The sequence below is a fragment of the Variovorax sp. PBL-E5 genome (genome assembly GCF_901827185.1).
In the GTDB taxonomy this organism is placed as follows: Bacteria; Pseudomonadota; Gammaproteobacteria; order Burkholderiales; family Burkholderiaceae_C; genus Variovorax.
This window is the reverse complement of the sequence record NZ_LR594671.1, coordinates 2,529,782-2,555,363: the sequence shown is the minus strand read 5'-3', so window position 1 is coordinate 2,555,363 and position 25,582 is coordinate 2,529,782. Positions and strand designations below refer to the sequence as shown.

Here is a 25,582-nt window from a genome sequence, read left to right as displayed (position 1 = left end):
CATCAGCGCGATCCGAGCCTTCATGCGCTCTCCGTCAGAGGTAGCTGACCTTGACGATCTCGTAGTGCTTCACGCCGCCGGGCGCCTGCACCTCGGCGGTATCGCCCTCCTCCTTGCCGATCAGCGCGCGCGCGATCGGGCTGGACACGTTGATGAGCCCAAGCTTCAGGTCGGCCTCGTCCTCGCCCACGATCTGGTATTTGACCGCTTCACCGGTCTTCTCTTCCTCGAGCTCGACCGTGGAACCGAAGACGACCTTGCCGCCCGCATCGAGCCCGGACGGATCGATGATCTGAGCGGCCGACAGCTTGCCTTCGATGTCCTGGATGCGGCCCTCGATGAAGCCCTGACGGTCCTTGGCGACCTCGTACTCGGCGTTCTCGCTGAGGTCACCCTGGGCCCGGGCTTCAGCGATCGAGTTGATCACCCACGGCCGATCGACGGTCTTGAGCCGGTGAAGTTCTTCGCGCAGCTTCTCTGCGCCGCGCTTGGTGATGGGAATGGTTGCCACGTTGTTTGCTCCATAAAGCGAAACCGCCGAACGATGCCGTTCGGCGGTCGAAGGGAGAGAAGATCAGACGAGCGAGCGTCCGGTCAGCCGGCTCAGGATGGCGAGCGGGCTCGAATCCGGATTGTATTGCCTTGCGGCGGGCAGGTGCAGCGTCTGCTCGAGCATGTACTGCCCGGACATCACGGCGTGCGAGGTCTGGTCCGAGAAACACACCCACACCGAGCCCGCGGGAAAGGGCACGGTCTCCTGCTCGGCGCTCTTCTGGTAATCGAGGTCCGACTTCATGCCATCGTGCAGCTGGAGCATCAGATGGTCGTACTCGCTGCGCAGCGACTTGGTCACGCGCAGCGCGCGCAGCAGCCGGGCCTGGATGCGCGAGTAAGGCTTGGCGCGCGGCAGGAAGCGCCGCGCCACCGTCTCGAAGGGCTCGCCGACGCGCCACACGCGCGGCGCGCCTTCGGGGTTGACGTTGGTGAACACGCGCAGGATGCGCTCGCCGTAGTTGGGCCGCGACGGGAACGAGTCGACGTGCAGGCGGCGATCGTCGGCGCGCCACGACTGCACGCGCGTTTCGACCTGTGCGGGCCGGTAGCTGGTCGGCGCCAGGCGCAGCGCCGGCGTGTAGTGCGGCAGCAGTCCGTGGATCAGCTGCTGCGCCTGCGCCCGGAAGCGCCCGACCATCGCCGCGACCGCGCGCTGCATCGCCTCGTCGCCGGCCACGCCCTTGAGCCGCCCGTTCGCATCGAGGCTGATGTTGCGGACCTCGGGCGACAGCACCGAAGGCGCAAGCAGCGCACGCTCGGCAGGCAGCAGCTCGAAGCCCAGGCGCGGAAAATAGAGCACCTTGCCGGCTTCGAGCGCGGCGATCCAGGCCTCGTTCGGCGCCGCGGCACCCCAGTCGGCCAGGTCGAGTTCGACGAGCTGGGTTGCCATCGGCGAATGCCTACGCCAGCACGAGCTGGGCGAGCTGTTCGTGCATCTCCTGGATGGAGATCACGCCCAGTTCGTCCATGTGCCGCATGCCTTCGACAGCCGCTTCGGCACCGAAGATGGTGGTGAAAGTGGTCACGCGGGCCAGCAGCGCCGAGGTACGGATCTGCCGCGAATCGGTGATCGCGTTGCGGCGTTCTTCCACCGTGTTGATGACCAGCGCGATCTCCCTGTTCTTGATCATGTCGACGATGTGCGGCCGGCCCTCGGTGACCTTGTTGACCACCGCGCAGGTGATGCCCGCCGCGTTGATCGCCGCCGCCGTGCCCTTGGTCGCGATGAGCTCGAAGCCCAGCGCGGCCAGTCCGCGCGCCACCTCCACCGCACGCGGCTTGTCGTTGTTCTTGACCGAGACGAAGACCTTGCCCGACTTCGGTAGGTGCGTGCCGGCGCCGAGCTGCGACTTCACGAAGGCCTCGCCGAAAGTCTTGCCCACGCCCATCACCTCGCCGGTCGATTTCATTTCCGGCCCGAGGATGGTGTCGACGCCGGGGAACTTGACGAAGGGGAACACCGCCTCCTTGACGCTGAAGTAGGGCGGTGTGACCTCGCGCGTGATGCCTTGCGAGGCCAGCGACTGGCCCGCCATGCAGCGCGCCGCGACCTTGGCAAGCTGGATGCCGGTGGCCTTGCTCACGAAAGGCACGGTGCGTGATGCGCGCGGGTTCACTTCGAGCACGTAGATAACGTCCTGCCCGTCCTTTTCCTGGATCGCGAACTGCACGTTCATGAGGCCGACGACGTTGAGCGCCTTGGCCATCGCCGCGCTCTGGCGCTTCAGCTCGGCGATCGTCTCAGCCTTGAGGCTGTAGGGCGGCAGCGAGCAGGCCGAGTCGCCCGAGTGCACGCCGGCCTGCTCGATGTGCTCCATCACGCCACCGATCAGGGTGGCGCCATCGGCATCGCGCAGGCAGTCGACGTCGCATTCGACCGCGTCGTTGAGGAAGCGGTCCAGCAGCACCGGCGAATCATTGCTGACCTTGACCGCCTCGCGCATGTAGCGCTCGAGGTCGCGCTGCTCGTGCACGATTTCCATCGCGCGGCCGCCGAGCACGTAGCTCGGGCGCACGACCAGCGGATAGCCCAGCGCGGCCGCCTTTTCGAGCGCCTCGGGCTCGGTGCGCGCGGTGGCGTTGGGCGGCTGGCGCAGTCCGAGTTCATGCAGCAATTGCTGGAAGCGCTCGCGGTCTTCGGCCGCGTCGATCATGTCGGGGCTGGTGCCGATGATCGGCACGCCATTGGCCTCGAGGTCGAGCGCCAGCTTGAGCGGCGTCTGGCCGCCGTACTGCACGATCACGCCGGTCGGCTTTTCCTTGTCGACGATCTCCAGCACGTCCTCGAGCGTAAGCGGCTCGAAGTACAGCCGGTCGCTGGTGTCGTAGTCGGTCGAGACGGTCTCGGGATTGCAGTTGACCATGATGGTCTCGTAGCCGTCCTCGCGCATCGCGAGTGCCGCATGCACGCAGCAATAGTCGAACTCGATGCCCTGGCCGATGCGGTTGGGTCCGCCGCCGAGCACCATGATCTTCTTCTTGTCCGTGGGCGCGGCCTCGCACTCGTCTTCGTAGGTCGAGTACATGTAGGCGGTGTTGGTCGCGAACTCGGCCGCGCAGGTGTCCACGCGCTTGTAGACCGGACGCACGCCGAGCGCACGGCGCTTGTCGCGGACCGCGGCGTCGGTGGTCTTCAACTGGCGCGCGAGCCGGCGGTCGGAGAAGCCCTTTTTCTTCAGCGCGAGCAAGGTGTCACGATCGATGTCGTCGAGCGACTTCGTCTCAAGCTCCAGCTCGATCTTCACGATCTCCTCGATCTGCACCAGGAACCACGGATCGATCTTGGTCAGCGCGAACACTTCGTCCACGCTCAAGCCCATCGCGAAGGCATCGCCGACGTACCAGATGCGGTCCGGGCCGGGCTCGCCCAGTTCTTTTTCGAGCACTTCGCGATCCTGCGTCTTCTCGTTGAGGCCGTCGACACCGACCTCGAGTCCGCGCAAGGCCTTCTGGAAGGACTCCTGGAAAGTGCGGCCCATCGCCATCACTTCGCCGACCGACTTCATCTGCGTCGTCAGGCGCGAATCGGCCTGCGGGAACTTCTCGAACGCGAAGCGCGGGATCTTGGTGACCACGTAGTCGATGCTGGGCTCGAAGCTCGCCGGCGTCGCGCCGCCGGTGATCTCGTTGCGCAGTTCGTCGAGCGTGTAGCCCACGGCCAGCTTGGCCGCCACCTTGGCGATCGGAAAGCCCGTGGCCTTGGAGGCCAGCGCGGACGAGCGCGACACGCGCGGATTCATCTCGATCACGACCATCCGGCCGTCCTTCGGATTGATCGAGAACTGCACGTTGGAGCCGCCGGTGTCGACGCCGATCTCGCGCAGCACGGCCAGCGAGGCGTTGCGCAGAATCTGGTATTCCTTGTCCGACAGCGTCTGCGCAGGCGCCACGGTGATCGAGTCGCCCGTGTGCACGCCCATCGGGTCGAGGTTCTCGATCGAGCAGACGATGATGCAGTTGTCGGCCTTGTCGCGCACGACCTCCATCTCGAACTCTTTCCAGCCGAGCAGCGATTCCTCGATCAACAGCTCGTTGGTGGGCGAGGCTTCCAGGCCGCGCTTGCAGATGGTCTCGAACTCTTCGGGGTTGTAGGCGATGCCGCCGCCGGTGCCGCCGAGCGTGAAGCTGGGCCGGATCACGACCGGGAAGCCGACCGTCTTCTGCACCGCCCAGGCATCCTCCAGCGAATGCGCAATGCCCGAGCGCGCCGAGCCCAGGCCGATCTTGGTCATCGCGTCCTTGAACTTCAGGCGGTCCTCGGCCTTGTCGATGGCTTCGGGCGTGGCGCCGATCAGCTCGACCTCGTACTTGTCGAGCACACCGTTGCGCCAGAGGTCGAGCGCGCAGTTGAGCGCGGTCTGTCCGCCCATGGTCGGCAGGATGGCGTCGGGGCGTTCCTTGGCGATGATCTTCTCGACCGTCTGCCAGGTGATCGGCTCGATGTAGATGACATCGGCGGTGGCCGGGTCGGTCATGATCGTGGCCGGATTGCTGTTGATCAGGATGACCTTGTAGCCCTCCTCGCGCAGGGCCTTGCAGGCCTGCACGCCGGAGTAGTCGAACTCGCAGGCCTGGCCGATGATGATCGGGCCGGCGCCGATGATGAGGATGCTCTGGAGGTCGCTGCGCTTAGGCATTCTTCTGGCCTTCCTTGTGACTTTGCATGAGTGCCGTGAAGCGGTCGAAGAGATAGCCGATGTCGTGCGGACCCGGCGAGGCCTCGGGATGGCCCTGGAAGCAGAACGCCGGCCGGTCGGTGCGCGCCAAGCCCTGCAAAGTGTTGTCGAACAGGCTGATGTGGGTGGGCCGCAGGTTGTCCGGCAAGGTCTTCTCGTCGACCGCGAAGCCGTGGTTCTGGCTGGTGATGCTCACGCGGCCGTTGTCCAGGTCCTTCACCGGATGGTTCGCCCCGTGGTGGCCGAACTTCATCTTGAACGTCTTCGCGCCGGAGGCCAGCGCCATGATCTGGTGGCCGAGGCAGATGCCGAAGACCGGGATGCCGGTGTCGATCAGTTCGCGCGTGGCTTCGATGGCGTAGTCGCAGGGTTCCGGGTCGCCCGGGCCATTGGCCAGGAAGATGCCGTCGGGCCGCAGCTTGAGCACGTCGGCCGCGGACGTTTGCGCGGGCACGACCGTGATGCGCGCGCCGCGCTGGGCGATCATGCGCAGGATGTTCTTCTTGACGCCGTAGTCGTAGGCGACGACGTGGAACTTGGGCGTGATCTGCACGCCATAGCCCGCGCCGAGCTTCCATTCGGTCTGCGTCCATTCATAGGTTTCCGCGACCGACACCACCTTGGCGAGGTCGAGTCCGGACATGCTGGGCGCGGCCTTGGCGGCGGCGATGGTCTGGTCGATCAGCGCCTGCGTCACGGCTTCGCCCTGCGCCAGTCCGCGGATGCTGCCGTTCTGCGCGCCCTGCGTGCGCAGATGCCGCGTGAGCCGGCGCGTGTCGATGTTGGCGATGGCGACGGTGTTGCCGCGCACCAGGTACTCGTTCAGCGTGGCGCCGGAGCGAAAGTTCGATGCGAGCAGCGGCAGGTCCTTGATGACCAGGCCCGCGGCCTGGATCCTGCCGGATTCGATGTCTTCCTCGTTGACGCCATAGTTGCCGATGTGCGGATACGTGAGCGTGACGATCTGCTGGCAATAGCTCGGGTCGGTCAGGATTTCCTGGTAACCGGTCATGGCGGTGTTGAACACCACTTCGCCGGTCGTGGCGCCGGTGGCACCGATCGAGTTGCCGAGAAAGACCGTGCCGTCTGCAAGCGCCAGGATGGCGGGCGGGAAATTTCCCTTGAGAGACAAAAGCACTGGGATCTCCGGATGGATGACGCCCAAAGCGAACCCAAGAGAGGACTCGGGCGGCGCGACTTTCGTCGAGGAGTTGGCTTGCGTGCGCTGTGGGCGGGGTGTGAGCGGGAAAGCCCTTGATTATAGCCGGCGGCGCCTCAAGAACCCGCCGCGGTGGCGCTCGCATGCAGGCAAATTGCCGCGGCCGCGGCGACGTTGAGCGACTCCTCGCCGCCCGGCTGGGCGATGCGCACGTGGCGGGCGGCACGGGCCTCGAGCGCGGCGCCGACGCCCTGCCCTTCATGGCCCATCAGCCAGGCGCATGGAAACGGCAACCGGGCCTCGTGAAGCCATTCACCGCGGTGCGAGCTGGTCGCGATGCAGGGCACGGCCAGCGCATCGAGCGCATCGATCTCGACGCCTTCGATCAGCCGCAGGCCGAAATGCGCACCCATGCCGGCGCGCAGCACCTTGGGCGCCCACAGTGCCGCGGTGCCCTTGAGCGCGATGACCTGGGTGAACCCGAAGGCCGCCGCGCTGCGCAGGATGGAGCCCACATTGCCGGCATCCTGCAGCCGGTCGAGCACCACGGTGGGCGCGTCGGGTGCGATCGAAGGCCGTGCCGGGACGTCGAGGACGAAGCCCATCGGCGCGGGCGAGCCCAAGCCACTCACGCCGGCGAGCAATGCGTCGGCGATCACGACCGTCCTGTCGGCGACATCCGCCCATTCCACCCGTGCGCTCGGCCAGACGGACTCGGCGAACACCGCGACCGCCGGCCGCAGCCCGCGTTCGCGCGCGGCCCGGCACAGATGGTCGCCCTCGAGCCAGATGCGGCCGGCCTTGCGATAGCCGCCCGGGTCCTGCGCCAGCTTGCGCAATTCCTTCAGCAGCGAGTTGTCGCGGGAAGTGACGCGGTCAACCTCGCCGACACTCATAAGACGACCTCCGCCCTGCGGGCTGCGGTGCGAGCGCCTTCGGGCGGCCGGGCGGCGCTCATGGCGCGGTCCGGACGTCGACGCGGGTTTCGACCCGCACCTCGATGCTCGCCGCCATCGACATGTCGGCCTGGGCCGCCGTCCTGGCGAGGGCCGCGGCAACCGGACTGAACGATCGACGGTGATGCACGCAGGCGCCATGACGCAGCAGCGCTTCGAGATGCTCGGGCGTGCCATAGCCCTTGTGGGCAGCAAAGCCGTAGTGGGGAAATTCGGCGTGCAGCTCTGCACACAACTTGTCGCGATGCACCTTGGCCAGGATCGATGCGGCCGAGATCGCCTTGACCCGCGCGTCGCCTTGCACGATGGCTTCGGCCAGCACGTCCAGCGTCGGCAAGCGATTGCCGTCGACCAGCACCTTGGCCGGCTTCAGCCGCAGGCCCTCGACGGCGCGCCGCATCGCCAGCATCGTGGCCTGGAGGATGTTGTGGGTGTCGATCTCCTCGACGCTGGCCTGTGCGACCGAACAGCACAGCGCGCGGGCGAGGATCTGCTCGTTGAGACGCTCGCGCTGCAGCGCGGTCAGGGTCTTGGAATCGGCCAGGCCGCGGATCGGCCGCTGGTCGTCGAGGATCACGGCCGCGGCCACGACCGGGCCGGCCAGCGGGCCGCGGCCGGCCTCGTCCACGCCGGCCAGGAGCCCGGGGGCATCCCACATCAGCTGGGCCTGCTCAGCCTTCAAGAACTTTCTGGATCGCATCGGCGCACAGTGTCGGCGTATCGCGCTGCAATTCGGCATGCAGCGCGCAAAAACGTTGTTGCAAGGCGTGAACCTTGTCCGGCGAAGCCAGCCAGGCCAACGTGGCCTCGCACAGCGCCTCGGGCGTAGCCGCCTCCTGCAGCAGTTCCGGCACCACGAAGTCGCCGCACAGGATGTTCGGCAGGCCGACCCATGGCTGCAACTGCTGGCGGTGCATCAGCCGCCACGACAGCCGGTTCATGTTGTAGGCGATCACCATCGGCCGCTTGAACAGCGCCGCCTCCAGCGTCGCGGTGCCGCTGGCGATCAGGGTGACGTCGCAGGCGGCCAGCGCGGCATGCGACTGGCCGTCGAGCAGCGTGACGCGGCCCGTCATGCCGCTGGCCTGCAGCAGCTGCTCGACCTCGGCCCGCAGGCCGGGCAGGATGGGCGCGATGAACCTGAGCGCGGGCTGCGCCTTGTGCATCAGCGCTGCGGCCGCGAAGAAGCGCGCGGCGAGATAGCGCACTTCGGAGCGCCGGCTGCCGGGCAGCAGCGCGACGACCTGCTCGTGCGCGCCGAGACCGAGCGCCGCACGGGCACCGGCCTGGTCCGGCGTCATTGGAACCACGTCGGCCAGCGGATGGCCGACGTAGCTGGCCGCGATGCCCTGCGCCGCGAGCAATGCGGGCTCGAAGGGAAAGATACACAGCACATGGCTGGCCGCCGCGCGCAGCTTCTCGGCGCGCTCCGGCCGCCAGGCCCAGATCGACGGGCAGACGAAATGGACCGTCTTCATGCCGCGGCTGCGCAGCGCGGCTTCGAGGTCCAGGTTGAAATCCGGCGCATCGACGCCGATGAAGAGCTGCGGCCACTCGCGCAGGAGGCGCGCCCGCAATTGACGCCGGATGCCGGCGATCTCGGCATAGTGGCGCAGCACCTCGACGTAGCCGCGCACGGCGAGCTTGTCCTGCGGCCACCAGCTTTCGAAGCCGCGCGCAAGCATCTGCGGGCCGCCGATCCCGGCCGCCTGCATGTCGGGCCAACGCGCCCGCAGCCCGTCGAGCAGCAAGCCGGCCAGCAGGTCGCCCGAAGGCTCGCCCGCGACCAGCGCGAACTGGCGTGCCGCAGCGGTCATCGCTCGTTCAACGCGCAATGCCGCGCGTAGCGTGGGTCAGGAAGCCGCTCATCAGCGCGACATCACCCGCCGACTCCGGCACTTCGGTTGCGAGGGCATCGATTGCGGTGCGGGCTTCTTCGAGCGTCTTGCCCTGGCGATAGAGCAGCCGATGCATCTGCTTCACTGCCGCGATCCGTGCCGCGGAGAAATCACGACGCCGCAGACCGACCACATTGAAGCCGCGCACGGCGAGCGGATTGCCGTCGACCAGCATGAAGGGCGGCACGTCCTGCGAGACTGCGCTGGCGAAGCCGACCATCGCGTGCGCACCGATCGACACGAACTGGTGGATGCCCGTCAAGCCGCCGATCGTCACCCAGTCGCCCAGATGCACGTGGCCGGCGAGTGTCGTGTTGTTGGCGAGCGTGGTGTGATTGCCGACCTGGCAGTCGTGTGCGATGTGGGTGTACGCCATGATCCAGTTGTCATGGCCTACGCGCGTGACGCCGCCGGCCCCGGGCACGCCGATGTTGAAGGTGCAGAACTCGCGGACGGTGTTGCGGTCGCCGATCTCGAGCTGGGTCGGCTCGCCCGCGTACTTCTTGTCCTGCGGCACGGCGCCGAGCGACGAGAACTGAAAGATACGGCTGTCGCGCCCGATGGTGGTGCGGCCTTCGATCACGCAGTGCGCGCCGACGGTGGTGCCCGCACCGATCTTCACGTCGGGGCCGATCACGGTGTAGGGGCCTACCGTGACCGAGGTGTCGAGCTGCGCCTTCGGATCGACGATGGCCGTCGAATGAACCTGGGTCATGCCGGCCGGAGCATCAGCTGATCTGGCGCATGGCGCACATCAGGGTGGCTTCGCACGCCAGCTCGCTGCCGACCAGCGCACGCCCCTTGAACTTGGAAATGCCGGCCTTCATGCGCTCGATCTCGACCTCGAGCGTGAGCTGGTCGCCCGGCTCCACCGGCCGCTTGAAGCGCGCACCGTCGATGGCGGCGAAGTAATACACCGTGTTGTCGTCCGGAACGATGTCGAGCGAATGAAAGGACAGCAGCGCTGCGGCCTGCGCCATCGCTTCGAGCATCAACACGCCAGGCATTACCGGGCGGTGCGGGAAATGGCCGTTGAAGAAGGGCTCGTTCATCGTCACGTTCTTGAGCGCAGTGATCCGCTTGCCCTTTTCCATCTCGAGCACGCGGTCCACCAGCAGGAACGGATAGCGGTGCGGCAGCAGTTTGAGAATTTGATGGATGTCGAGCTTCATGGTTGCGGATCCTGTTTCGTCGCTTTTTCGAGTGCCTTCAAACGCTCCCTCAACCCATGCAATTGCTTGAGCGTGGCGGCGTTTTTCTCCCAGGCCGCATTGTCGTCGATGGGAAACATGCCTGTGTACTGGCCCGGCTTGTGGATCGATCGCGTGACCACGGTCGCCGCCGAGATGTGCACGCCGTCCGCCAGGGCCAGGTGCCCGAGCACGATGGCGCCGCCGCCGATGGTGCAATGGGCGCCGATGACGGCGCTGCCCGCCACGCCGACGCAGCCGGCCATCGCCGTGTGCTTGCCGACGCGCACGTTGTGGCCGATCTGGATCAGGTTGTCGAGCTTGACGCCATCCTCGATCACCGTGTCCTCGAGCGCGCCGCGATCGATGCAGGTGTTGGCGCCGATCTCCACATCGTCACCGATGCGCACCGCGCCGAGCTGCTCGATCTTGACCCACGCGCCTTCGTGCGGCGCCAGCCCGAAACCATCGGCACCGATCACCACGCCCGGATGCAGGAGGCAGCGCGCGCCGATGACGCAGTCCTCGCTGACCGTCACCCTGGACTTCAGCACAGTCCCGGCACCGATGCGCGCGCCCCGCTCGACGACGCACAGCGCGCCGATGCGGGCGTCGGAAGCGACGTGCGCCTGGGAATCGATCACTGCGCTGGGATGGATGCGCTGTGTCTCGGCCACCGCATGCGTCTTCTTCCAGAGCTGCGTGAGGCGGGCGAAATACAGGTACGGATCGGCCGTCGCGATGAACGCGCCGCGCGCGGCCGCGGCCTCCCGCATCGCAGGCGAGACGATCACGCACCCGGCCCGCGAGGCCGCGAGCTCCTTGCGGTACTTGGGATGACTCAGGAAACTGAGGGCATCGGCCTCAGCCGTTTGGAGCGGCGCGAGCCGCTCGATGGACAGCGCAGGGTCGCCCTGCAGTTCGCCCCCGAGGGCTTCGATGATCGCGCCGAGCCGCAGTGCCACGCCGATTCGCGGCGTTACTTGCCGCTGGCAGGGGATGATGAAGGAGGCGTGGCGGAAGAAGCGTTCAGCGCCTTGATCACCTTGTCGGTGATGTCGTGCTTGGGATTGATGTAGATCGCTTCCTGCAGGATCGCGTCGTACTTCTCGGCCTCGGCCACCTGCTTCACCACGCGGTTCGCGCGCTCATAGACCTGCTGAAGCTCTTCGTTCTTGCGCGCATTCAGATCTTCCTGGAACTCGCGGCGGCGGCGCTGGAAGTCGCGGTCCTGGTCGATCAGGGTGCGCTGGCGCGCAGCACGCTGGCTATCGGACAGCGTGGGCGCCTCGCGGTCGAACTTCTCGGAGGCCGCCTTGAGCGCGTCGCCTTGCGCCGTGAGATCCTTTTCGCGCTTCAGGAATTCGGCCTCGAGCTTGGCCTGCGCCGCCTTGGCCGGCTGGGCCTCGCGCAGCACACGATCGGGATTCACGAAGCCGATGCGAAAGGTTTCCTGCGGCTGTGGCTGCGCGTGAACAGGCGCCGCAATGAGCGCGCAGGCGGGAATCAGCAGTGCACCGGCGGCGCGAAGCAAGAGGTTCATTAGAAAGAGGTTCCGATCTGGAATTGCACGCGTTGAATTCTATCCTTCGCGATCGGGTGCAGCAGGTCGGAGTCGTCCTCCTTCTGGTAGCGGATCGGGATCGCGTAGGCCAGCCGCAGGGGTCCGAGCGGCGAGATCCAGCTGACACCCAGGCCGATGGAGGCGCGGATCTTCTGCTGGGCCTTCCATTGCGCATCGGTGACGTACGGCTGACGGTCGCCGAACACGTTGCCGGCGTCGAAGAAGCCGTAGAGGCGCAGCGTGCGGTCGTTGCCCGCGCCGGGGAACGGCGTGCTGAGTTCGGCGTTGAAGATGGCCTTCTTGGTGCCGCCGAGTGCGGCGCCGTCCGTCTGGCCCAGCAGCGGAACGTCCTTGGGGCCGAGCGAGTTCTGCTCGAAGCCGCGGACCGAACCGAGGCCGCCCGCATAGAAGTTCTTGAAGATCGGGAACGCCTTGTTGCCGATCGCCTTGCCGTAGCCCACCTCGCCGTTGATCGAGGCGGTGTATTGCTTGTTGATCGGGAAGAATTGCTGGTACTGGTAGCTGGACTTGAAGTACCGCATGTCGCCCCCCACACCGACCTCGAGGTTGGCGCGCTGCAGGCGCCCCTTCGTCGGCACGAGTGCGCTGTCGCGATCGTCGCGCGACCAGCCGACGGTCAGGGGAATGCCCCAGATGTTGTCCTTCGAACAGGACGTGATGATGTCGAACGCATTCGCCGTGCAGCCGAAATAGGTCTGGTAGGCGTTGGGCACGAGGAACGTGAAGTTGGTGCCGGGGTTGAAGTGGTAGCGCTCGATGCCGGCGCCGAAGAAGACGGTATCGACTTCGCTGAACGGCACGCCGAAACGGATGCTCGCGCCGTCGTTGACCAGTTGATAGTCGCCGTCGGCACTGTAGTAGGGCCGTGTGGTCGTGTGGTAGAGGCTGAAGCTGCGCGAGATGCCGTCCTTGGTGAAGTACGGGTCGGTGGCAGTCACCGAGAGCGTGCGGGCATAGTGGCTGGTATTGACCTGCACGCCCAGGAAGTTGCCCGAGCCGAACACGTTCTCCTGCGAGATGCCGAAGGTGAGCGACACCTTGTCGGCACTGGAGAAGCCGGCGCCCAGTTGCAAGGTGCCGGTCGGCTTCTCGGTCACGCTGATGGTCAGATCGACCTGGTCGGGCGAGCCCGGGACTTCCTGCGTGTCGACGTTGACCTCGGTGAAGAAGCCCAGCCGGTCGACGCGGTCGCGCGACAGCTTGATCTTGTCGCCGTCATACCAGGACGCCTCGTACTGGCGGAATTCGCGGCGGATCACTTCGTCGCGCGTGCGGTTGTTGCCGCTCACGATCACGCGTCGCACGTAGACACGGCGTGCAGGTTCACCCTGCAGGGTCAGCGAGACGCGGTTGTTGACGCGGTCGATCTCGGGCTCGGCCTGGACGCGTGCGAACGCATAGCCGAAGGTGCCGAAGTAGTCGGTGAAGGCCTTGGTGGTCGCCGTCACGTCCTCGCCGTTGTAGGGCTCGCCGGGCTTGATGGTCACCAGCGACTTGAACTCGTCGTCGCGCCCGAGGTAGTTGCCGGCGAGCTTGACGCCGGCAACGACGAACTTCTCGCCTTCGGTGATGTTCACGGTGACCGACAGGTCCTTGCGGTCGGGCGAGAGGGCGACCTGCGTCGAGTCGATGCGGAACTCGAGGTAGCCGCGGGTGAGGTAGTAGGAGCGCAGCGTCTCGAGGTCGGCGTTGAGCTTGGCGCGCGAGTACTGGTTGGATTTGGTGTACCAGCTCAGCCAGCCGCCGGCGTCCTGGTCGAACAGGTCGAGCAGCGTGGATTCGCTGAAGGCCTTGTTGCCGACGACGTGCACTTCGCGGATGCGCGCGGCCTCGCCCTCGGTCACGGTGAAGGTGAGGTTGACGCGGTTGCGCTCGATCGGCGTGACGGTGGTGACGACCTGGGCGTTGTAAAGGCTGTGGCTGACGTACTGGCGCTTGAGCTCCTGCTCCGCGCGGTCGGTCAGCGCCTTGTCGTAGGGGCGGCCATCGGTCAGCCCGACCTCGCGCAGCGCCTTTTGCAGCGCGGCCTTGTCGAACTCCTTGGTGCCGACGAAGTCGACATCGGCGATGGTCGGCCGCTCTTCGACGATCACCACCAGCACGTTGCCGCTGACGTCGATGCGCACATCCTTGAAGAGCCCCAGGTCGAACAGCGCACGGATCGCCGCCGAGCCGCGCTCGTCGTTGTAGGTGTCGCCGACGCGCACGGGCAGCGAGGCGAAGATCGTGCCGGGCTCCACGCGCTGCAGGCCTTCGACCCGGATGTCGCGAATCGTGAAGGGCTCGACGGCCCAGGCTGCCGTGGCAGCCAGTGCACCGGCGATCACCGCGGCGACGCTACGCAGGCGAAAGCGACTGAATGATGTGTTCATCTGTGAATTGAGCCAGCGCGCAAAGGGCCGGCGGAAAGTTAACCAAAGAGCCGCGTCACGTCGTTGAAGAGTGCAATCGACATCATGACAAGCAGCAGCGCCACCCCGCCGCGCTGAAGCCGTTCCATCCATGCGTCGGAGACGCTTTTGCCGGTCAGGCCCTCCCAAAGATAATACATCAGGTGACCTCCATCGAGGACCGGCAGCGGCATGAGATTCAGCACCCCGAGGCTCACGCTGATGAGTGCCAGGAACAACAGGTATTGCGTGAAGCCCATGCTCGCGGACTTGCCGGCGTAGTCGGCGATGGTCAGTGGCCCGCTCAGGTTCCTGAGCGAGGCTTCGCCGACGACCATCCTGCCCATCATCCGCACGGTGAGGGCCGAGACCTCCCAGGTGCGGACCGTGCCGCGCCAGACGCCGTCGATCGGGCCCTGCCGCACGGTGACGGTCTCGGGCAATGCGCCGACATAGGCACCGATGCGGCCGACCTTGGCCGTTCCTTCCACGCGCACATCGGGCGCGACCTCGATGGGGATGATGTGGCCCGCGCGCTCGACCTGCCACATCTGCCTGTGCGCTTGGCCGCCTTCGACGGAACTGCGGATCACCTCGCGCAGTTGCTGTCCATCGACGATGTCCGTGGCACCGACCGACTGCACGAGGTCGCCGCTGCGAAGGCCCGCGCGCGCCGCCGCGCCGCCGGGCATCACTTCGCCGATCTCGGGACGGCTCAGCGGCGCGATGATGCCGATCTTGCGGAACATCTGCGCATCGGCATCCTTGGCTTCGATGCGGCTCAAGGGCAACACCAGCTGGCGCGCCGGCCGGCCGCCGTCGCCGGCGATCTCGAGCGTCAGGTCGCGGCCGTCGAGCGCGCCGCGCGTCATGCGCCAGCGCAGGTCCTCGAAGGACTGCACCGGTTCCAGGTCGCCGTCGAAACCGGCGCGCGTGATGTGCTCGCCGCCATGCAGACCCGCCTGCTCGGCCAGCGAGGCCGCCACCGGCCGCGCGAGCGCGGCGACGGGTTCCTGCACACCGATCCAGTTGACCAGCGTGTAAAGCAGCACTGCGAGCAGCAGGTTGGCGATCGGGCCGGCGGCCACGATCGCGGCGCGCGAGCGCAAGGGCTGCGTGTTGAAGGCGAGATGGCGCTCCTCGGGCGCGACCGGGCCTTCGCGCTCGTCGAGCATCTTCACGTAGCCGCCGAACGGAAAGGCGCCGATCACGAACTCGGTGCTTTGCCCCGCATGCTGGCGCCTGGGTTGCCAGCGATACAGGGTCTTGCCGAAGCCGATCGAAAAGCGCAGCACCTTGACGCCGCAGGCCACGGCCACCCGGTAGTGGCCGTACTCGTGCACGGCGATCAGCACGCCGAGTGCCACGATGAAGGCGATGACTGTGAGCATCAGGATCTCCGGAAGTTGGAGGCGTCAGGCCGCATAGCGCAACGCTGCTGCATGGGCCGCGGCCCGCGCGCTGGCGTCCAGCGCCAGCAGGTCCGCGAGCGATGCGGGCTTGGAGGGCAGGACCGCCTCCAAAGTTTCCGTGTTGACTGCATGGATGCGATCGAAGCGCAGCCGCCGATGGAGGAATGCATCGACCGCGACCTCGTTGGCGGCGTTCAGCACCGCGGTCGTTCCGGGTGCGGCGCGCAGCGCATGCCAGGCAAGCTGCAGACCGGGGAAGACCGCCGCATCGGGCGTGGCGAAGGTGAGCGCCGCCAGTTGCCGGAAATCGAGCGGCGCCGCGCCGCTCTCGATGCGCTCGGGCCAGGCCAGGCCGACGGCGATCGGCACGCGCATGTCGGGCGTGCCGAGCTGCGCGATCACCGAGGCATCGGTGAACTGCACCATCGAATGCACGACGCTCTGCGGATGGATCACCACCTCGATCTGCTCGGGCGCGACGCCGAACAGATGGCGCGCCTCGATCACCTCGAGCGCCTTGTTCATCATGGTGGCGGAGTCCACCGAGATCTTGCGGCCCATCACCCAGTTGGGATGCGCACAGGCCTGCTCCGGGGTCACGGTGCCGAGCGTGTCCGGCGAGCGCGTGAGGAAGGGGCCGCCGGACGCGGTGAGAATGATCTTGTCGACGCGCCGTGCCCAGGTGGATGGATCCTCGGGCAGCGACTGGAAGATCGCCGAATGCTCGCTGTCGATGGGCAGCAGCGTCGCCGCGCCCTCTCGCACCGTGGCCATGAAGAGCTCGCCGCCGACCACCAGCGCTTCCTTGTTGGCCAGCAGCAGGCGCTTGCCGGCACGGGCGGCCGCGAGACACGGCGCGAGCCCGGCGGCGCCGACGATGGCTGCCATCACGGCATCGGTCTCATCGTGCGATGCGATCGTTTCGATGGCGTCCTCGCCGCCGAGCACGCGCGTCGGCAGGCCGTTCTGCGCCAGCTTCTCTGCCAGCAGGCGGGCGTGCTGCGGACTGGCCATCGCCGCGTACTTCGGCGAGAAGCGCGCGCACTGGGCCAGCAGTTCGTCGACCTTCGTCGCCGCCGACAGCGCGAAGACCTCGAAGCGCTCCGGATGCCGTGCGATCACGTCGAGCGTGCTGACGCCGACCGAACCCGTCGAGCCGAGGACCGTGATGCGTTGTCTTTGCATGTTCACAGGAAAGCCAACATCATCGCAATGGGCAGCGCCGGCAGTAGCGCGTCGACGCGGTCGAGCACGCCGCCATGCCCCGGCAGCAGGTTGCTGCTGTCCTTCGCGCCGGCACTGCGCTTGATCAGCGACTCGACCAGATCGCCCACCACGCTCATCGCTGCCAGGAACACCACGCCGATCAAGAGCAGCCACCAGCCGCGCTGCGCCAGCCGCGTGTAGAGACTGGCGACCGAGGCCTGCGCGGCCGCATCGGCCCAGACCCACGCCAGGGCCAGCACGATCACGCCGGCCATGCCGCCCCAGACCCCTTCCCAGCTCTTGCCGGGACTGATCGCGGGGGCCAACTTGTTGCGCGTGAACCGCAGACCGAAGGCGCGGCCCGCGAAATAGGCGAACACGTCGGCCACCCACACGAGCACCAGGACCGACAACAGGAAATTGATGCCGACCCTGCGCGCCTGCACCGCCGCCAGCCAGGCAACCCACAGCGCCAGCAGTCCGCCGACCAGGCGCAAGGCCCTGGGCACCCGCGGCCAGCCCGGCACCGCGCCACGCAGCAGCCACGCGCCGCCCAGCACCCAGGCGGCACTGGCGACGATCCAGACCGGCAGCAGCGATACGTCGAGCATGCCCAGCCACCACGACAAGGCGCAGAGCGCGATCATCTCCACCCCCAGCAACACGGACAGGTTCGAACCGTAGCCGTTGAGCCGGCCCCATTCCCAGCCGCCGGCGGCGACCAGGACCAGCATCACGCAGGCAAAGGGGACGTAGGACGGATAGAAAAGCGCCGGCAGCAGGATCGCCAGCAGGACGATCGCAGTGATGATGCGTTGTTTGAGCATGCGCTCAGGCGGTCTGCTGATCGCGCTGCGCGTTGCCCGCGATCTGCGCGGACGTCTTGCCGTACCGGCGCTCGCGGCGCTGGAACGCTGCGATCGCCTCGTCGAGCGCGGCTTCATCGAACTCGGGCCACAGCCGATCGCTGAAGAACAGCTCGGCGTAGGCGCTCTGCCAGAGAAGGAAGTTGGACAGCCGCTGCTCGCCGCCGGTGCGAATGAAGAGATCGGGATCCGGAACATGCGCGAGCGCCATCGCCGCATCGAGGTTGGCCTCGGTGAGCGCTTCGCCACGCGCGACGAGTTGCGCCGCTGCGCGCGCGATGTCCCAGCGGCCACCATAGTTGAAGCAAACGTTGAGCACGAGGCGGGTATTGTGCGCTGTCGCCGCCTCCGCCTGGACAAGGCCGGCTGCGATCCTCTCGGACAGGCCGCCGCGCTCGCCGATGAAATGCAGGCGCACGCCGTCCTTGATCAGCTTCGGAACTTCACGGCCGAGCGCGACGACCATCAGGTCCATCAGGCCCGAGACCTCTTCGATCGGCCGATTCCAGTTCTCGGACGAGAAGGCGAACACCGTGAGGACCCGGACGCCGCGGTCCGTGCAGGCCTTGACGCAGCGGCGCAGCGACTCGACCCCCTGCTTGTGCCCCGCGATGCGTGGCAGAAAGCGGCGCGTGGCCCAACGCCCGTTGCCATCCATGACGATGGCAATGTGATGAGGAATGGCGGCAGCGGTCGTCATGTCAGACGGCCATGATCTCCGCCTCTTTGGCCGCTATCAGCCGATCGATCTCGCCGATGTGGCGGTCGGTCACTTTCTGGATCTCGGCCTCGGCGCGCTTCTGGTCGTCTTCCGATGCCAGCTTGTCCTTGACCAGTTTCTTGATCGCGTCGTTGGCATCGCGGCGCAGGTTGCGGGTCGCGATCTTCGCGGACTCGCCCTCGTTGCGCACCAGCTTGGTCATCTCGCGGCGGCGCTCCTCGCTCATCGGCGGCAGCGGCACGCGGATCAGGTCGCCCATCGACGCCGGATTCAGACCGAGGTCGCTCTCGCGGATCGCCTTTTCGATCTTCGCGCCCATGCCCTTTTCCCACGGCTGGACGCTGATGGTGCGCGAGTCGAGCAGCGATACGTTCGCCACCTGCGACAGCGGCACCGAGGAGCCGTAGTAGTCGACGTGGATCGAATCCAGCAATGCCGGATTGGCGCGGCCGGTGCGGATCTTGGTGAGGTTGTTCTGGAAGGCGGCGAGCGACTGGTTCATCTTGGCGTCGGTCGCGCTGCGGATCTCTGCAATGGTCATTTCTTCTTTCTCCTCAGGCGTGGACCAGGGTACCTTCGTCCTCGCCCATGACGACGCGCCGGAGCGCGCCATTCTTGAAGATCGAGAACACCTTGATCGGCAGGTTCTGATCGCGGCACAGCGCGAAGGCCGTGGCGTCCATGATGCCGAGATTCTGTGCGATGGCCTGGTCGAAGGTGAGCGACGCGTAGCGCGTGGCGCTCGGGTCCTTCTTGGGGTCGGCGCTGTAGACGCCATCGACCTTGGTGGCCTTGAGGACCAGCTCGGCGCCGATCTCCGCACCGCGCAGCGCCGCCGCCGTGTCCGTCGTGAAGAAGGGATTGCCGGTGCCGGCGGCGAAGATCACCACCTTGCCCTCCTCGAGGTACTGCAGCGCCTTCGGACGCACATAGGGCTCCACGACCTGCTCGATCGCGATCGCCGACATGACGCGGGCGATCAGGCCCTGCTTGTTCATCGCGTCGGCCAGTGCCAGCGCGTTCATGACGGTGGCCAGCATGCCCATGTAGTCGGCGGTGGCGCGGTCCATGCCGACCGAGCCGCCGGCAACGCCGCGGAAGATGTTGCCGCCGCCGATCACGACGGCCACCTCGACGCCCATGTTCACGACCTCGGCCACCTCGCCCACCATGCGGACGATGGTGGCGCGGTTGATGCCGAAGGCATCGTCACCCATCAATGCCTCGCCCGACAGCTTCAACAAGATTCGCTTGTGGGCCGGGCGGTCGTCGGACATGGATGGTTTCCTTTGGGGTTGGCGGGGCGAGTGTAAAACGTGGCTGCGGGAAGGCGGCCGGCGGCGACGGACGCCGCCGGCCTCGGGCGTGACTTAGGACGCAGCCTTGGCGGCCGCGACCTGCGCCGCCACTTCGGCCGCGAAGTCGTCGACCTTCTTTTCGATGCCTTCGCCGACCACATAGAGCGTGAAGCCCTTGATGGTGGTGTTGGCGGCCTTGAGCATCTGCTCGACGGTCTGCTTGTCGTTCTTCACGAAAGCCTGGTTGTGCAGCGAGACCTCCTTGAGGTACTTCTGCACGCCGCCCTCGATGCGCTTGGCCACGATCTCGGCCGGCTGCGGCTGCTTGCCGGCGGCTTCGGCGACCTTGCGGTCTTCCTCGGCCTTGCCGGCAGCGACCGCACGTTCCTTCTCGATCAGGTCGGCCGGCACGTCGGCGCTGGAGATCGCGACCGGCTTCATGGCGGCAATGTGCATCGCAACGTCCTTGGCCGAGGTGTCGTCGCCTTCGAACTCCACCATCACGCCGATGCGCGTGCCGTGCAGGTACGAGGCCAGCTTGCCATTGCCGGCGAAGCGCTTGAAGCGGCGGAAGCTCATGTTCTCGCCGATCTTGCCGATCAGGCCCTTGCGCACGTCCTCGAGCGTGGGGCCGAAGCCGTCCTGCGCGTAGGGCAGCGCACCGAGCGCAGCCAGGTCGGCCGGATTGTTCTTGGCGATCAGCATCGCGGCGGCATTGGCCATCGCGAGGAAGCTGTCGTTCTTGGTGACGAAGTCGGTTTCGCAGTTGATCTCGACCATCGCGCCGGCATCGCCGTCGACGAAGGCGGTGACCACGCCTTCGGCCGTGATGCGGCCCGAGGCCTTGCCGGCCTTGTTGCCCAGCTTGATGCGCAGCAGCTCTTCGGCCTTGTCCATGTTGCCGTCGGCTTCGGTCAGGGCCTTCTTGCATTCCATCATCGGCGCGTCGGTCTTTGCGCGCAGTTCGCCGACCATGCTTGCGGTGATTGTTGCCATGTGTGTTCTCCGTTCGGTTTTTCGTTGCGGCACCCTCGGGGTACCGCGAAATTCAGATTAAAAAAAAGGGGCAACGAAGCCCCTTCTTCAGGCTGGCCAGGGCACAGATCAGGCGGAAGCGCCCTCTTCCACTTCGACGAACTCGTCGCCACTGCCTTCGGCCACGGCCTTGACCACGTCGCTGGTGGCGCTGGAGCGGCCTTCGATGATCGCGTCGGCGATGCCGCGGGCATACAGCGTGACGGCCTTGGAGGAGTCGTCGTTGCCCGGGATCACGTAGTCGATGCCTTCGGGCGAGTGGTTGGAGTCGACCACGCCGATCAGCGGAATGCCGAGCTTCTTGGCTTCGGCCACGGCGATCTTGTGGAAGCCCACGTCGATCACGAAGATGGCGTCGGGCAGCGCGGTCATGTCCTGGATGCCGCCGATGTCCTTCTCAAGCTTCTCGATCTCGCGGGTGAAGGTGAGCTGCTCTTTCTTGCTCAGGGCGTCGAGGCCGGCTTCCTGCTGGGCCTTCATGTCCTTCAGGCGCTTGATCGAGGTCTTGACGGTCTTGAAGTTGGTCAGCATGCCGCCGAGCCAGCGGGTGTCGACGAAGGGCACGCCGGCGCGGCGCGCTTCGGCGGCCACGATCTCGCGGGCCTGGCGCTTGGTGCCGACCATCAGGATGGTGCCGCGGTTGGCGGTGAGCTGCTTGGCGTACTTCATCGCGTCCTGGAACATCGGCAGCGATTTTTCCAGGTTGATGATGTGAATCTTGTTGCGATGGCCGAAGATGAACGGGGCCATCTTGGGGTTCCAGAAGCGGGTTTGGTGACCGAAATGGACACCGGCTTCCAGCATTTCGCGCATGGTGGTCGACATAGAAGTAACTCCAAAGGTTGGGTCTAAAATCCAGCCCGTTTTGTGCTCTTGCGAAGAAGGCGCACAACACCTTGAAAGGGCTGGTTTGCGGATGTGTTTCGCACTCGGTAAATACCCTGAGCGAAACCCAACGAGTATAGCACGCACCTGCTCTTCTTCCCCCGTACCGACACCCGACCATGCCCCCTGACCTGCACGCCACCCGCCTCGCCCTGCTGGCGGGTTCCACCCATGCGGGCGCCGAGATGGAGCGGGCGATCGAGGCGGCCGAATCGCCGGCCTGCCGGCACGTCTTCGTGCGCACGATGTTCGACGAGGCGCGCGCGGCGGCAGCGGCCGCCGCACCGCAGCAGCGCCTCGCCGGCCTCGCGTTCTCGGTCAAGGACCTCTTCGACATCGCCGGTCAGCCGACGCCGGCCGGCTCCGTCGTGCTGTCCCATGCGCCGGCCGCCAAGGCGGATGCCCCGGCCGTCGCACGACTGCGCGCGGCGGGCGGTGTTCCGATCGGCCGCTCCAACATGAGCGAGTTCGCCTTCTCGGGCGTGGGCGTCAACCCGCACCACGGGACGCCGACCAACGCGGCCGATGCCGCCGTCGCGCGCATCCCGGGCGGCTCGTCGTCCGGCGCGGCGGTCTCGGTGGCGGCCGGTGCTGCCTTCATCGGGCTGGGCTCCGACACCGGCGGCTCGATCCGCATTCCCGCGGCGCTGAACGGCATCGTCGGGTTCAAGAGCACCGCGCGGCTGGTGCCGACCGACGGCGCCCTGCCGCTGTCGACCACGCTCGATACCGCCTGCGCCATGACGCGTTCCGTGCGCGACGCGATCACGGCGCACGAGATCCTCGCGGCGCGCCGCGTCACGGCCGGCGCCGCACCGCTGGCCGCCTATCGGCTGGCGGTGGTCAAGGAGCTGTTCCAGGACGGGCTCGATGCCACCGTGGCACGCGCCTTCGAACGCACCTTGCGCGCCTTGCGCGACGCCGGTGCGCGGATCGAGGAAATCGCCCTGCCTGAACTGGCCGACCTGTCATCGATCAATGCCACCGGCGGCTTTTCCGCCGCCGAATCCTATGCCTGGCACCGGCTGCTGCTGGAGCGCAGCGGCGCCGGCTATGACTCGCGCGTGGCGCAGCGCATCCTCAAGGGCGCCACCATGAAGGCGCACGAGTACATCGACCTCGTCCATGCGCGCCGCGGCTGGATCGCCCGCATGGAGCGCGCCATGGCGCCGTTCGATGCGATGCTGTCGCCCACCGTGCCGATCACCGCGCCGCCCATCGCCGCCGTCGCGCCCGGTGCGCTGCGCGATGACGAGTTCTTTCGCGTCAACGCGCTGCTGCTGCGCAACCCGTCGGTCGTCAACATGCTCGACGGCTGCGCCATCTCCCTGCCCTGCCATACGCCGGAGGAGCTGCCTGTGGGGCTCATGCTCTGGCATGCGGCCCTGCGCGACGATGCGGTGCTGGCGATCGCGCTGCAGATTGAAAGCGCGCTCGCGCCACAACAACAACAATAATCGGGACAAGGTCGGCGTGGCGCCGATGCATCTCTCACCGCAAAGAACCGAATGAAAATCGCGATCGTGGGCGCCGGCATCATCGGCGTCACCACCGCCTGGGAGCTGGCCTGCGACGGCCACGAGGTCGTCGTCTTCGAGCGCCGCGGCGCTGCGGCCGAGGAATCCAGCTTCGCCAACGCCGGCGTGGTTGCGCCGGGTTACGTGACGCCGTGGGCGGCGCCGGGCATGCGCGTCAAGGTGCTGCGATCGCTCTTGTCCACCCATGGCGCGATCAAACTGCGCTGGCCGCTGTCGGCGCGCGATATCGGCTGGATGTCGCGCTGGCAACGGGCCTGCAAGCTCGAAACCTACCTGGCCAACCGCGCGCGCATGCAGCGCCTGGCCTTCTACAGCCGCACGCGCCTGCACGAGATCACCGAGGCACAGGAGCTCAGCTACGAACGCAGCGATGGCTATCTCGTGCTGCTGCGTTCGAAGCGCGAGAGGAAGCTGATGCAGGCCGGGCTCGAGGTGCTGCGCACGGCGGGCAGCAATTTCCGCGAGATCGATGCCGACGAGGCGCGCCGGATCGAACCCGCGCTCAGCACCGACACCGCGCTCGCAGGCGCGATCCATCTGCCGGACGACGAGGTCGGCAACTGCCGCCAGTTCGCCTTGCTGCTCAAGTGGGAGGCCGAGGCGCTGGGCGCGCAGTTCCACTTCAACTGCGACCTGGCGCCGCTGAAGCGCTCGGCACCCACCGAAGTCTCGCTCGCGAGCGGCTCCGAGGGCCATCGCTTCGACGCGGTCGTGATGTGCGCCGGCGTCGCGTCGTCGCAGCTGCTGGCGCCGCTGGGCCTGCGCATTCCGCTGGCGCCGGTCTACGGCCATTCGATCAGCGCCAACATCCGCGAGCCGCTCAACGCACCGCACAGCGCGGTGATGGACGAGCGCTACAAGGTCGCGATCTCCCGTCTCGGCATGCGCGTGCGGGTGGCCGGCAGCGCCGAGCTCGGCGGCTCGCTCGACACGATGAACCCGGCCTCGCTGCAAACGCTCTACAAGGTCCTGCACGACTGGTTCCCCGGTGCGGCCACGCTGCAGGCCGGCGTGCAGCAGTGGAAAGGCGCGCGCCCGATGCTGCCCGACGGACCGCCGATCATCGGCGCGAGCGGCGTGCCCGGCGTGTGGCTGAACCTGGGTCACGGCTCGAGCGGCTGGGCGCTGTCGTGCGGCAGCGCGCGCGTGCTGGCCGACCTGGTCGGTGGCCGCGATGCGGGCGTCGATCTCGAAGGACTCGGCATCGAGCGTTTGCTGCAATACTGATGCGCCCGCCGCGCCGACGCTCATGCATTGCATCACCTCCGCCACTGCCGCCGATCTGTTCGACATCGCCGCTTCGCGCCGGATCGAGCAGGCTGCGGCGGCGAAGCTGCCGCCGCATGCGCTGATGCAGCGCGCCGGCCTCGCGGTCGCGCGTCTCGCGATGGCGGTCGCGCCGCATGCACGCACGGTCTGGATTGCCTGTGGCCCGGGCAACAACGGCGGGGATGGGTTCGAGGCCGCCGCCCGGCTTCAGCGCCGCGGCTTCATGACGGTGCTCACCCGGGTCGGCGACGAAGGCCGCCTGCCGGCCGACGCGCTGGCCTCGCTGCAGCGCGCACGCGCGGCCGGCGTGACGCTGGCCGATGCGCCGCCGCAGTATTTCGACCTCGCGATCGATGCCTTGCTCGGGATCGGGAATCTGCGCCCGCCCACCGGCGCGATGGCCGACTGGATGCAGCGCATGTATGGCAGCCCGGCGCCGGTCCTCGGGGTGGACACGCCCTCGGGCCTGAACACGGACACCGGCACGCTGTCGCTCGAATTGCCCGCGCACGGCGGACCGCGCGTCTGCCTGAGCCTGCTGACGCTCAAGCCCGGCCTCTTCACCGCGCAGGGGCGCGATGCCGCGGGCGACGTCTGGTTCGACGACCTCGGCGTCGGCACCGGCGCCGAGCCGCCCTCGGCGCGATTGGCCGGCGCGCCGGCGACGCCGCCGCGATCGCATGCATCGCACAAGGGCAGCTATGGCGACGTGGCCGTGATCGGCGGCGCGCCGGGCATGGCGGGCGCGGTCCTGCTCGCCGCCTCCGCCGCGGCGAGTGCCGGCGCCGGGCGCGTCTTCGTCGTTGCGCTCGACACCGCCATGATGGCGCTCGATCCGCTGCAGCCGGAACTGATGTTCCGTCGTTCCGACACGCTCGACCTCGCGGCCATGACGGTCGTCTGCGGCTGCGGCGGCGGCTCGGCCGTGCGCGCGCTGTTGCCGCAGGTTCTGCAGACCGCCCGCGCGCTGGTGCTGGATGCGGATGCGCTCAATGCGGTCGCGGCCGACGGCGCCTTGCAAGGGCTGCTCGAGGCGCGTGCCCGGCGCCGCGCCGCCACGGTGCTCACGCCACATCCGCTGGAAGCGGCACGCCTCTTGAACACCGGCACGGCAGACATTCAAGGCGATCGGCTGCATGCCGCGCGCCAACTGGCCGAACGCTTCGGCGCCGTGGTCGTGCTGAAGGGCTCGGGCACCGTGATCGCGAGCGCGGGAGAAACACCGGTGATCAATGCCAGCGGCAATGCGCGCCTGGCGACCGCGGGCACCGGCGACGTGCTGGCCGGCATGGTCGGGGCCGCACTGGCCGCCGGCCGCCCCGCGATGGCAGCGGCCTGCGAGGCCGTCTGGCGCCACGGCGACCTGGCCGACCGGTGGCCGGCCGAAGTCCCGCTCACGGCCGGCGCACTGGCACGCGGCCTGCCGCGGGCGCGCGGCTGAGGC

The 25,582-nt window shown here is 67.3% G+C and carries 23 protein-coding genes; 3 read left to right on the top strand and 20 right to left on the bottom strand.

What is annotated here, in order from left to right; genetic code table 11:
- Nucleotides 1-34: 34 nt before the first annotated feature.
- The 20 genes from greA to rpsB all read right to left on the bottom strand — a co-directional run bounded on the left by greA (nt 35) and on the right by rpsB (nt 21,271).
- Nucleotides 35-511 (bottom strand): transcription elongation factor GreA, encoded by a 477-nt coding sequence (gene greA, locus WDLP6_RS12440; protein ID WP_162567457.1) that lies wholly within the window; start codon nt 509-511, stop codon nt 35-37.
- Nucleotides 512-574: 63 nt separating this feature from the next.
- Nucleotides 575-1,444 carry a Kdo hydroxylase family protein gene (locus WDLP6_RS12435; protein ID WP_162567455.1) on the bottom strand — a complete coding sequence of 290 codons (870 nt, stop codon included), beginning with the start codon at nt 1,442-1,444 and terminating at the stop codon, nt 575-577.
- Nucleotides 1,445-1,454: 10 nt separating this feature from the next.
- Nucleotides 1,455-4,691: a carbamoyl-phosphate synthase large subunit gene (gene carB, locus WDLP6_RS12430; protein WP_162592581.1), complete on the bottom strand. Its 3,237-nt coding sequence runs from the start codon at nt 4,689-4,691 to the stop codon at nt 1,455-1,457.
- On the bottom strand, nt 4,684-5,868 hold the full coding sequence (gene carA / locus WDLP6_RS12425) for a glutamine-hydrolyzing carbamoyl-phosphate synthase small subunit (RefSeq protein ID WP_162592580.1): 1,185 nt from the start codon (nt 5,866-5,868) through the stop codon (nt 4,684-4,686). The genes carB and carA overlap by 8 nt, the downstream gene beginning before the upstream one ends.
- 137 nt (nt 5,869-6,005) lie before the next feature.
- Complete coding sequence (locus tag WDLP6_RS12420; RefSeq protein ID WP_162592579.1) at nt 6,006-6,785, bottom strand: TrmH family RNA methyltransferase; 780 nt, start codon at nt 6,783-6,785, stop codon at nt 6,006-6,008.
- 58 nt (nt 6,786-6,843) lie between these two features.
- A complete protein-coding gene (gene rnhB, locus WDLP6_RS12415) occupies nt 6,844-7,545 on the bottom strand; it encodes a ribonuclease HII (protein WP_162592578.1) in 702 nt (233 codons plus the stop codon).
- Nucleotides 7,517-8,662, bottom strand: a complete 1,146-nt coding sequence (lpxB, locus tag WDLP6_RS12410) for a lipid-A-disaccharide synthase (protein ID WP_174259868.1) — start codon at nt 8,660-8,662, stop codon at nt 7,517-7,519. The genes rnhB and lpxB overlap by 29 nt, the downstream gene beginning before the upstream one ends.
- 7 nt (nt 8,663-8,669) lie before the next feature.
- Nucleotides 8,670-9,458 carry an acyl-ACP--UDP-N-acetylglucosamine O-acyltransferase gene (gene lpxA, locus WDLP6_RS12405; protein WP_162592577.1) on the bottom strand — a complete coding sequence of 263 codons (789 nt, stop codon included), beginning with the start codon at nt 9,456-9,458 and terminating at the stop codon, nt 8,670-8,672.
- Nucleotides 9,459-9,471: 13 nt separating this feature from the next.
- Nucleotides 9,472-9,915, bottom strand: a complete 444-nt coding sequence (gene fabZ / locus WDLP6_RS12400; protein WP_162592576.1) for a 3-hydroxyacyl-ACP dehydratase FabZ — start codon at nt 9,913-9,915, stop codon at nt 9,472-9,474.
- Entirely contained in the window at nt 9,912-10,898 is a 987-nt protein-coding gene (gene lpxD / locus WDLP6_RS12395; RefSeq protein WP_162592575.1) for a UDP-3-O-(3-hydroxymyristoyl)glucosamine N-acyltransferase, read from the bottom strand. Before lpxD ends, fabZ begins: the two co-directional genes overlap by 4 nt.
- A gap of 14 nt (nt 10,899-10,912) precedes the next feature.
- The gene (locus tag WDLP6_RS12390; RefSeq protein ID WP_162592574.1) at nt 10,913-11,476 is read right to left on the bottom strand and encodes an OmpH family outer membrane protein; all 564 of its coding nucleotides are present in this window, start codon (nt 11,474-11,476) and stop codon (nt 10,913-10,915) included.
- Nucleotides 11,476-13,890 (bottom strand): outer membrane protein assembly factor BamA, encoded by a 2,415-nt coding sequence (gene bamA, locus WDLP6_RS12385; protein ID WP_162592573.1) that lies wholly within the window; start codon nt 13,888-13,890, stop codon nt 11,476-11,478. The genes WDLP6_RS12390 and bamA overlap by 1 nt, the downstream gene beginning before the upstream one ends.
- A 38-nt stretch (nt 13,891-13,928) precedes the next feature.
- Nucleotides 13,929-15,302, bottom strand: coding sequence for an RIP metalloprotease RseP (gene rseP, locus WDLP6_RS12380; protein WP_162595072.1), 1,374 nt, complete (start codon nt 15,300-15,302; stop codon nt 13,929-13,931).
- A 21-nt stretch (nt 15,303-15,323) separates the two neighbouring features.
- Complete coding sequence (gene ispC / locus WDLP6_RS12375) at nt 15,324-16,505, bottom strand: 1-deoxy-D-xylulose-5-phosphate reductoisomerase (protein WP_162567435.1); 1,182 nt, start codon at nt 16,503-16,505, stop codon at nt 15,324-15,326.
- Between the two features lie 2 nt (nt 16,506-16,507).
- The gene (locus tag WDLP6_RS12370) at nt 16,508-17,353 is read right to left on the bottom strand and encodes a phosphatidate cytidylyltransferase (RefSeq protein ID WP_162592572.1); all 846 of its coding nucleotides are present in this window, start codon (nt 17,351-17,353) and stop codon (nt 16,508-16,510) included.
- A gap of 4 nt (nt 17,354-17,357) precedes the next feature.
- The gene (gene uppS, locus WDLP6_RS12365) at nt 17,358-18,092 is read right to left on the bottom strand and encodes a polyprenyl diphosphate synthase (RefSeq protein ID WP_162567430.1); all 735 of its coding nucleotides are present in this window, start codon (nt 18,090-18,092) and stop codon (nt 17,358-17,360) included.
- A gap of 1 nt (nt 18,093) precedes the next feature.
- A complete protein-coding gene (frr, locus tag WDLP6_RS12360; protein WP_162567428.1) occupies nt 18,094-18,654 on the bottom strand; it encodes a ribosome recycling factor in 561 nt (186 codons plus the stop codon).
- 13 nt (nt 18,655-18,667) lie between these two features.
- Entirely contained in the window at nt 18,668-19,390 is a 723-nt protein-coding gene (gene pyrH / locus WDLP6_RS12355) for a UMP kinase (protein WP_162567426.1), read from the bottom strand.
- Between the two features lie 93 nt (nt 19,391-19,483).
- Nucleotides 19,484-20,407, bottom strand: coding sequence for a translation elongation factor Ts (gene tsf, locus WDLP6_RS12350; protein ID WP_162567424.1), 924 nt, complete (start codon nt 20,405-20,407; stop codon nt 19,484-19,486).
- Between the two features lie 108 nt (nt 20,408-20,515).
- A complete protein-coding gene (rpsB, locus tag WDLP6_RS12345) occupies nt 20,516-21,271 on the bottom strand; it encodes a 30S ribosomal protein S2 (protein ID WP_162567422.1) in 756 nt (251 codons plus the stop codon).
- A 179-nt stretch (nt 21,272-21,450) separates the two neighbouring features.
- Here rpsB and WDLP6_RS12340 point away from each other — a divergent pair, with 179 nt between their 5' ends.
- From WDLP6_RS12340 to WDLP6_RS12330, 3 genes are read left to right on the top strand one after another with little or no spacing between them, the layout of a single operon-like run.
- Nucleotides 21,451-22,788: an amidase gene (locus WDLP6_RS12340; RefSeq protein ID WP_162592571.1), complete on the top strand. Its 1,338-nt coding sequence runs from the start codon at nt 21,451-21,453 to the stop codon at nt 22,786-22,788.
- Between the two features lie 51 nt (nt 22,789-22,839).
- On the top strand, nt 22,840-24,096 hold the full coding sequence (locus tag WDLP6_RS12335; RefSeq protein WP_162567418.1) for a D-amino acid dehydrogenase: 1,257 nt from the start codon (nt 22,840-22,842) through the stop codon (nt 24,094-24,096).
- 22 nt (nt 24,097-24,118) lie between these two features.
- Complete coding sequence (locus tag WDLP6_RS12330; RefSeq protein WP_162592570.1) at nt 24,119-25,579, top strand: NAD(P)H-hydrate dehydratase; 1,461 nt, start codon at nt 24,119-24,121, stop codon at nt 25,577-25,579.
- The last annotated feature ends 3 nt before the right edge of the window (nt 25,580-25,582 follow it).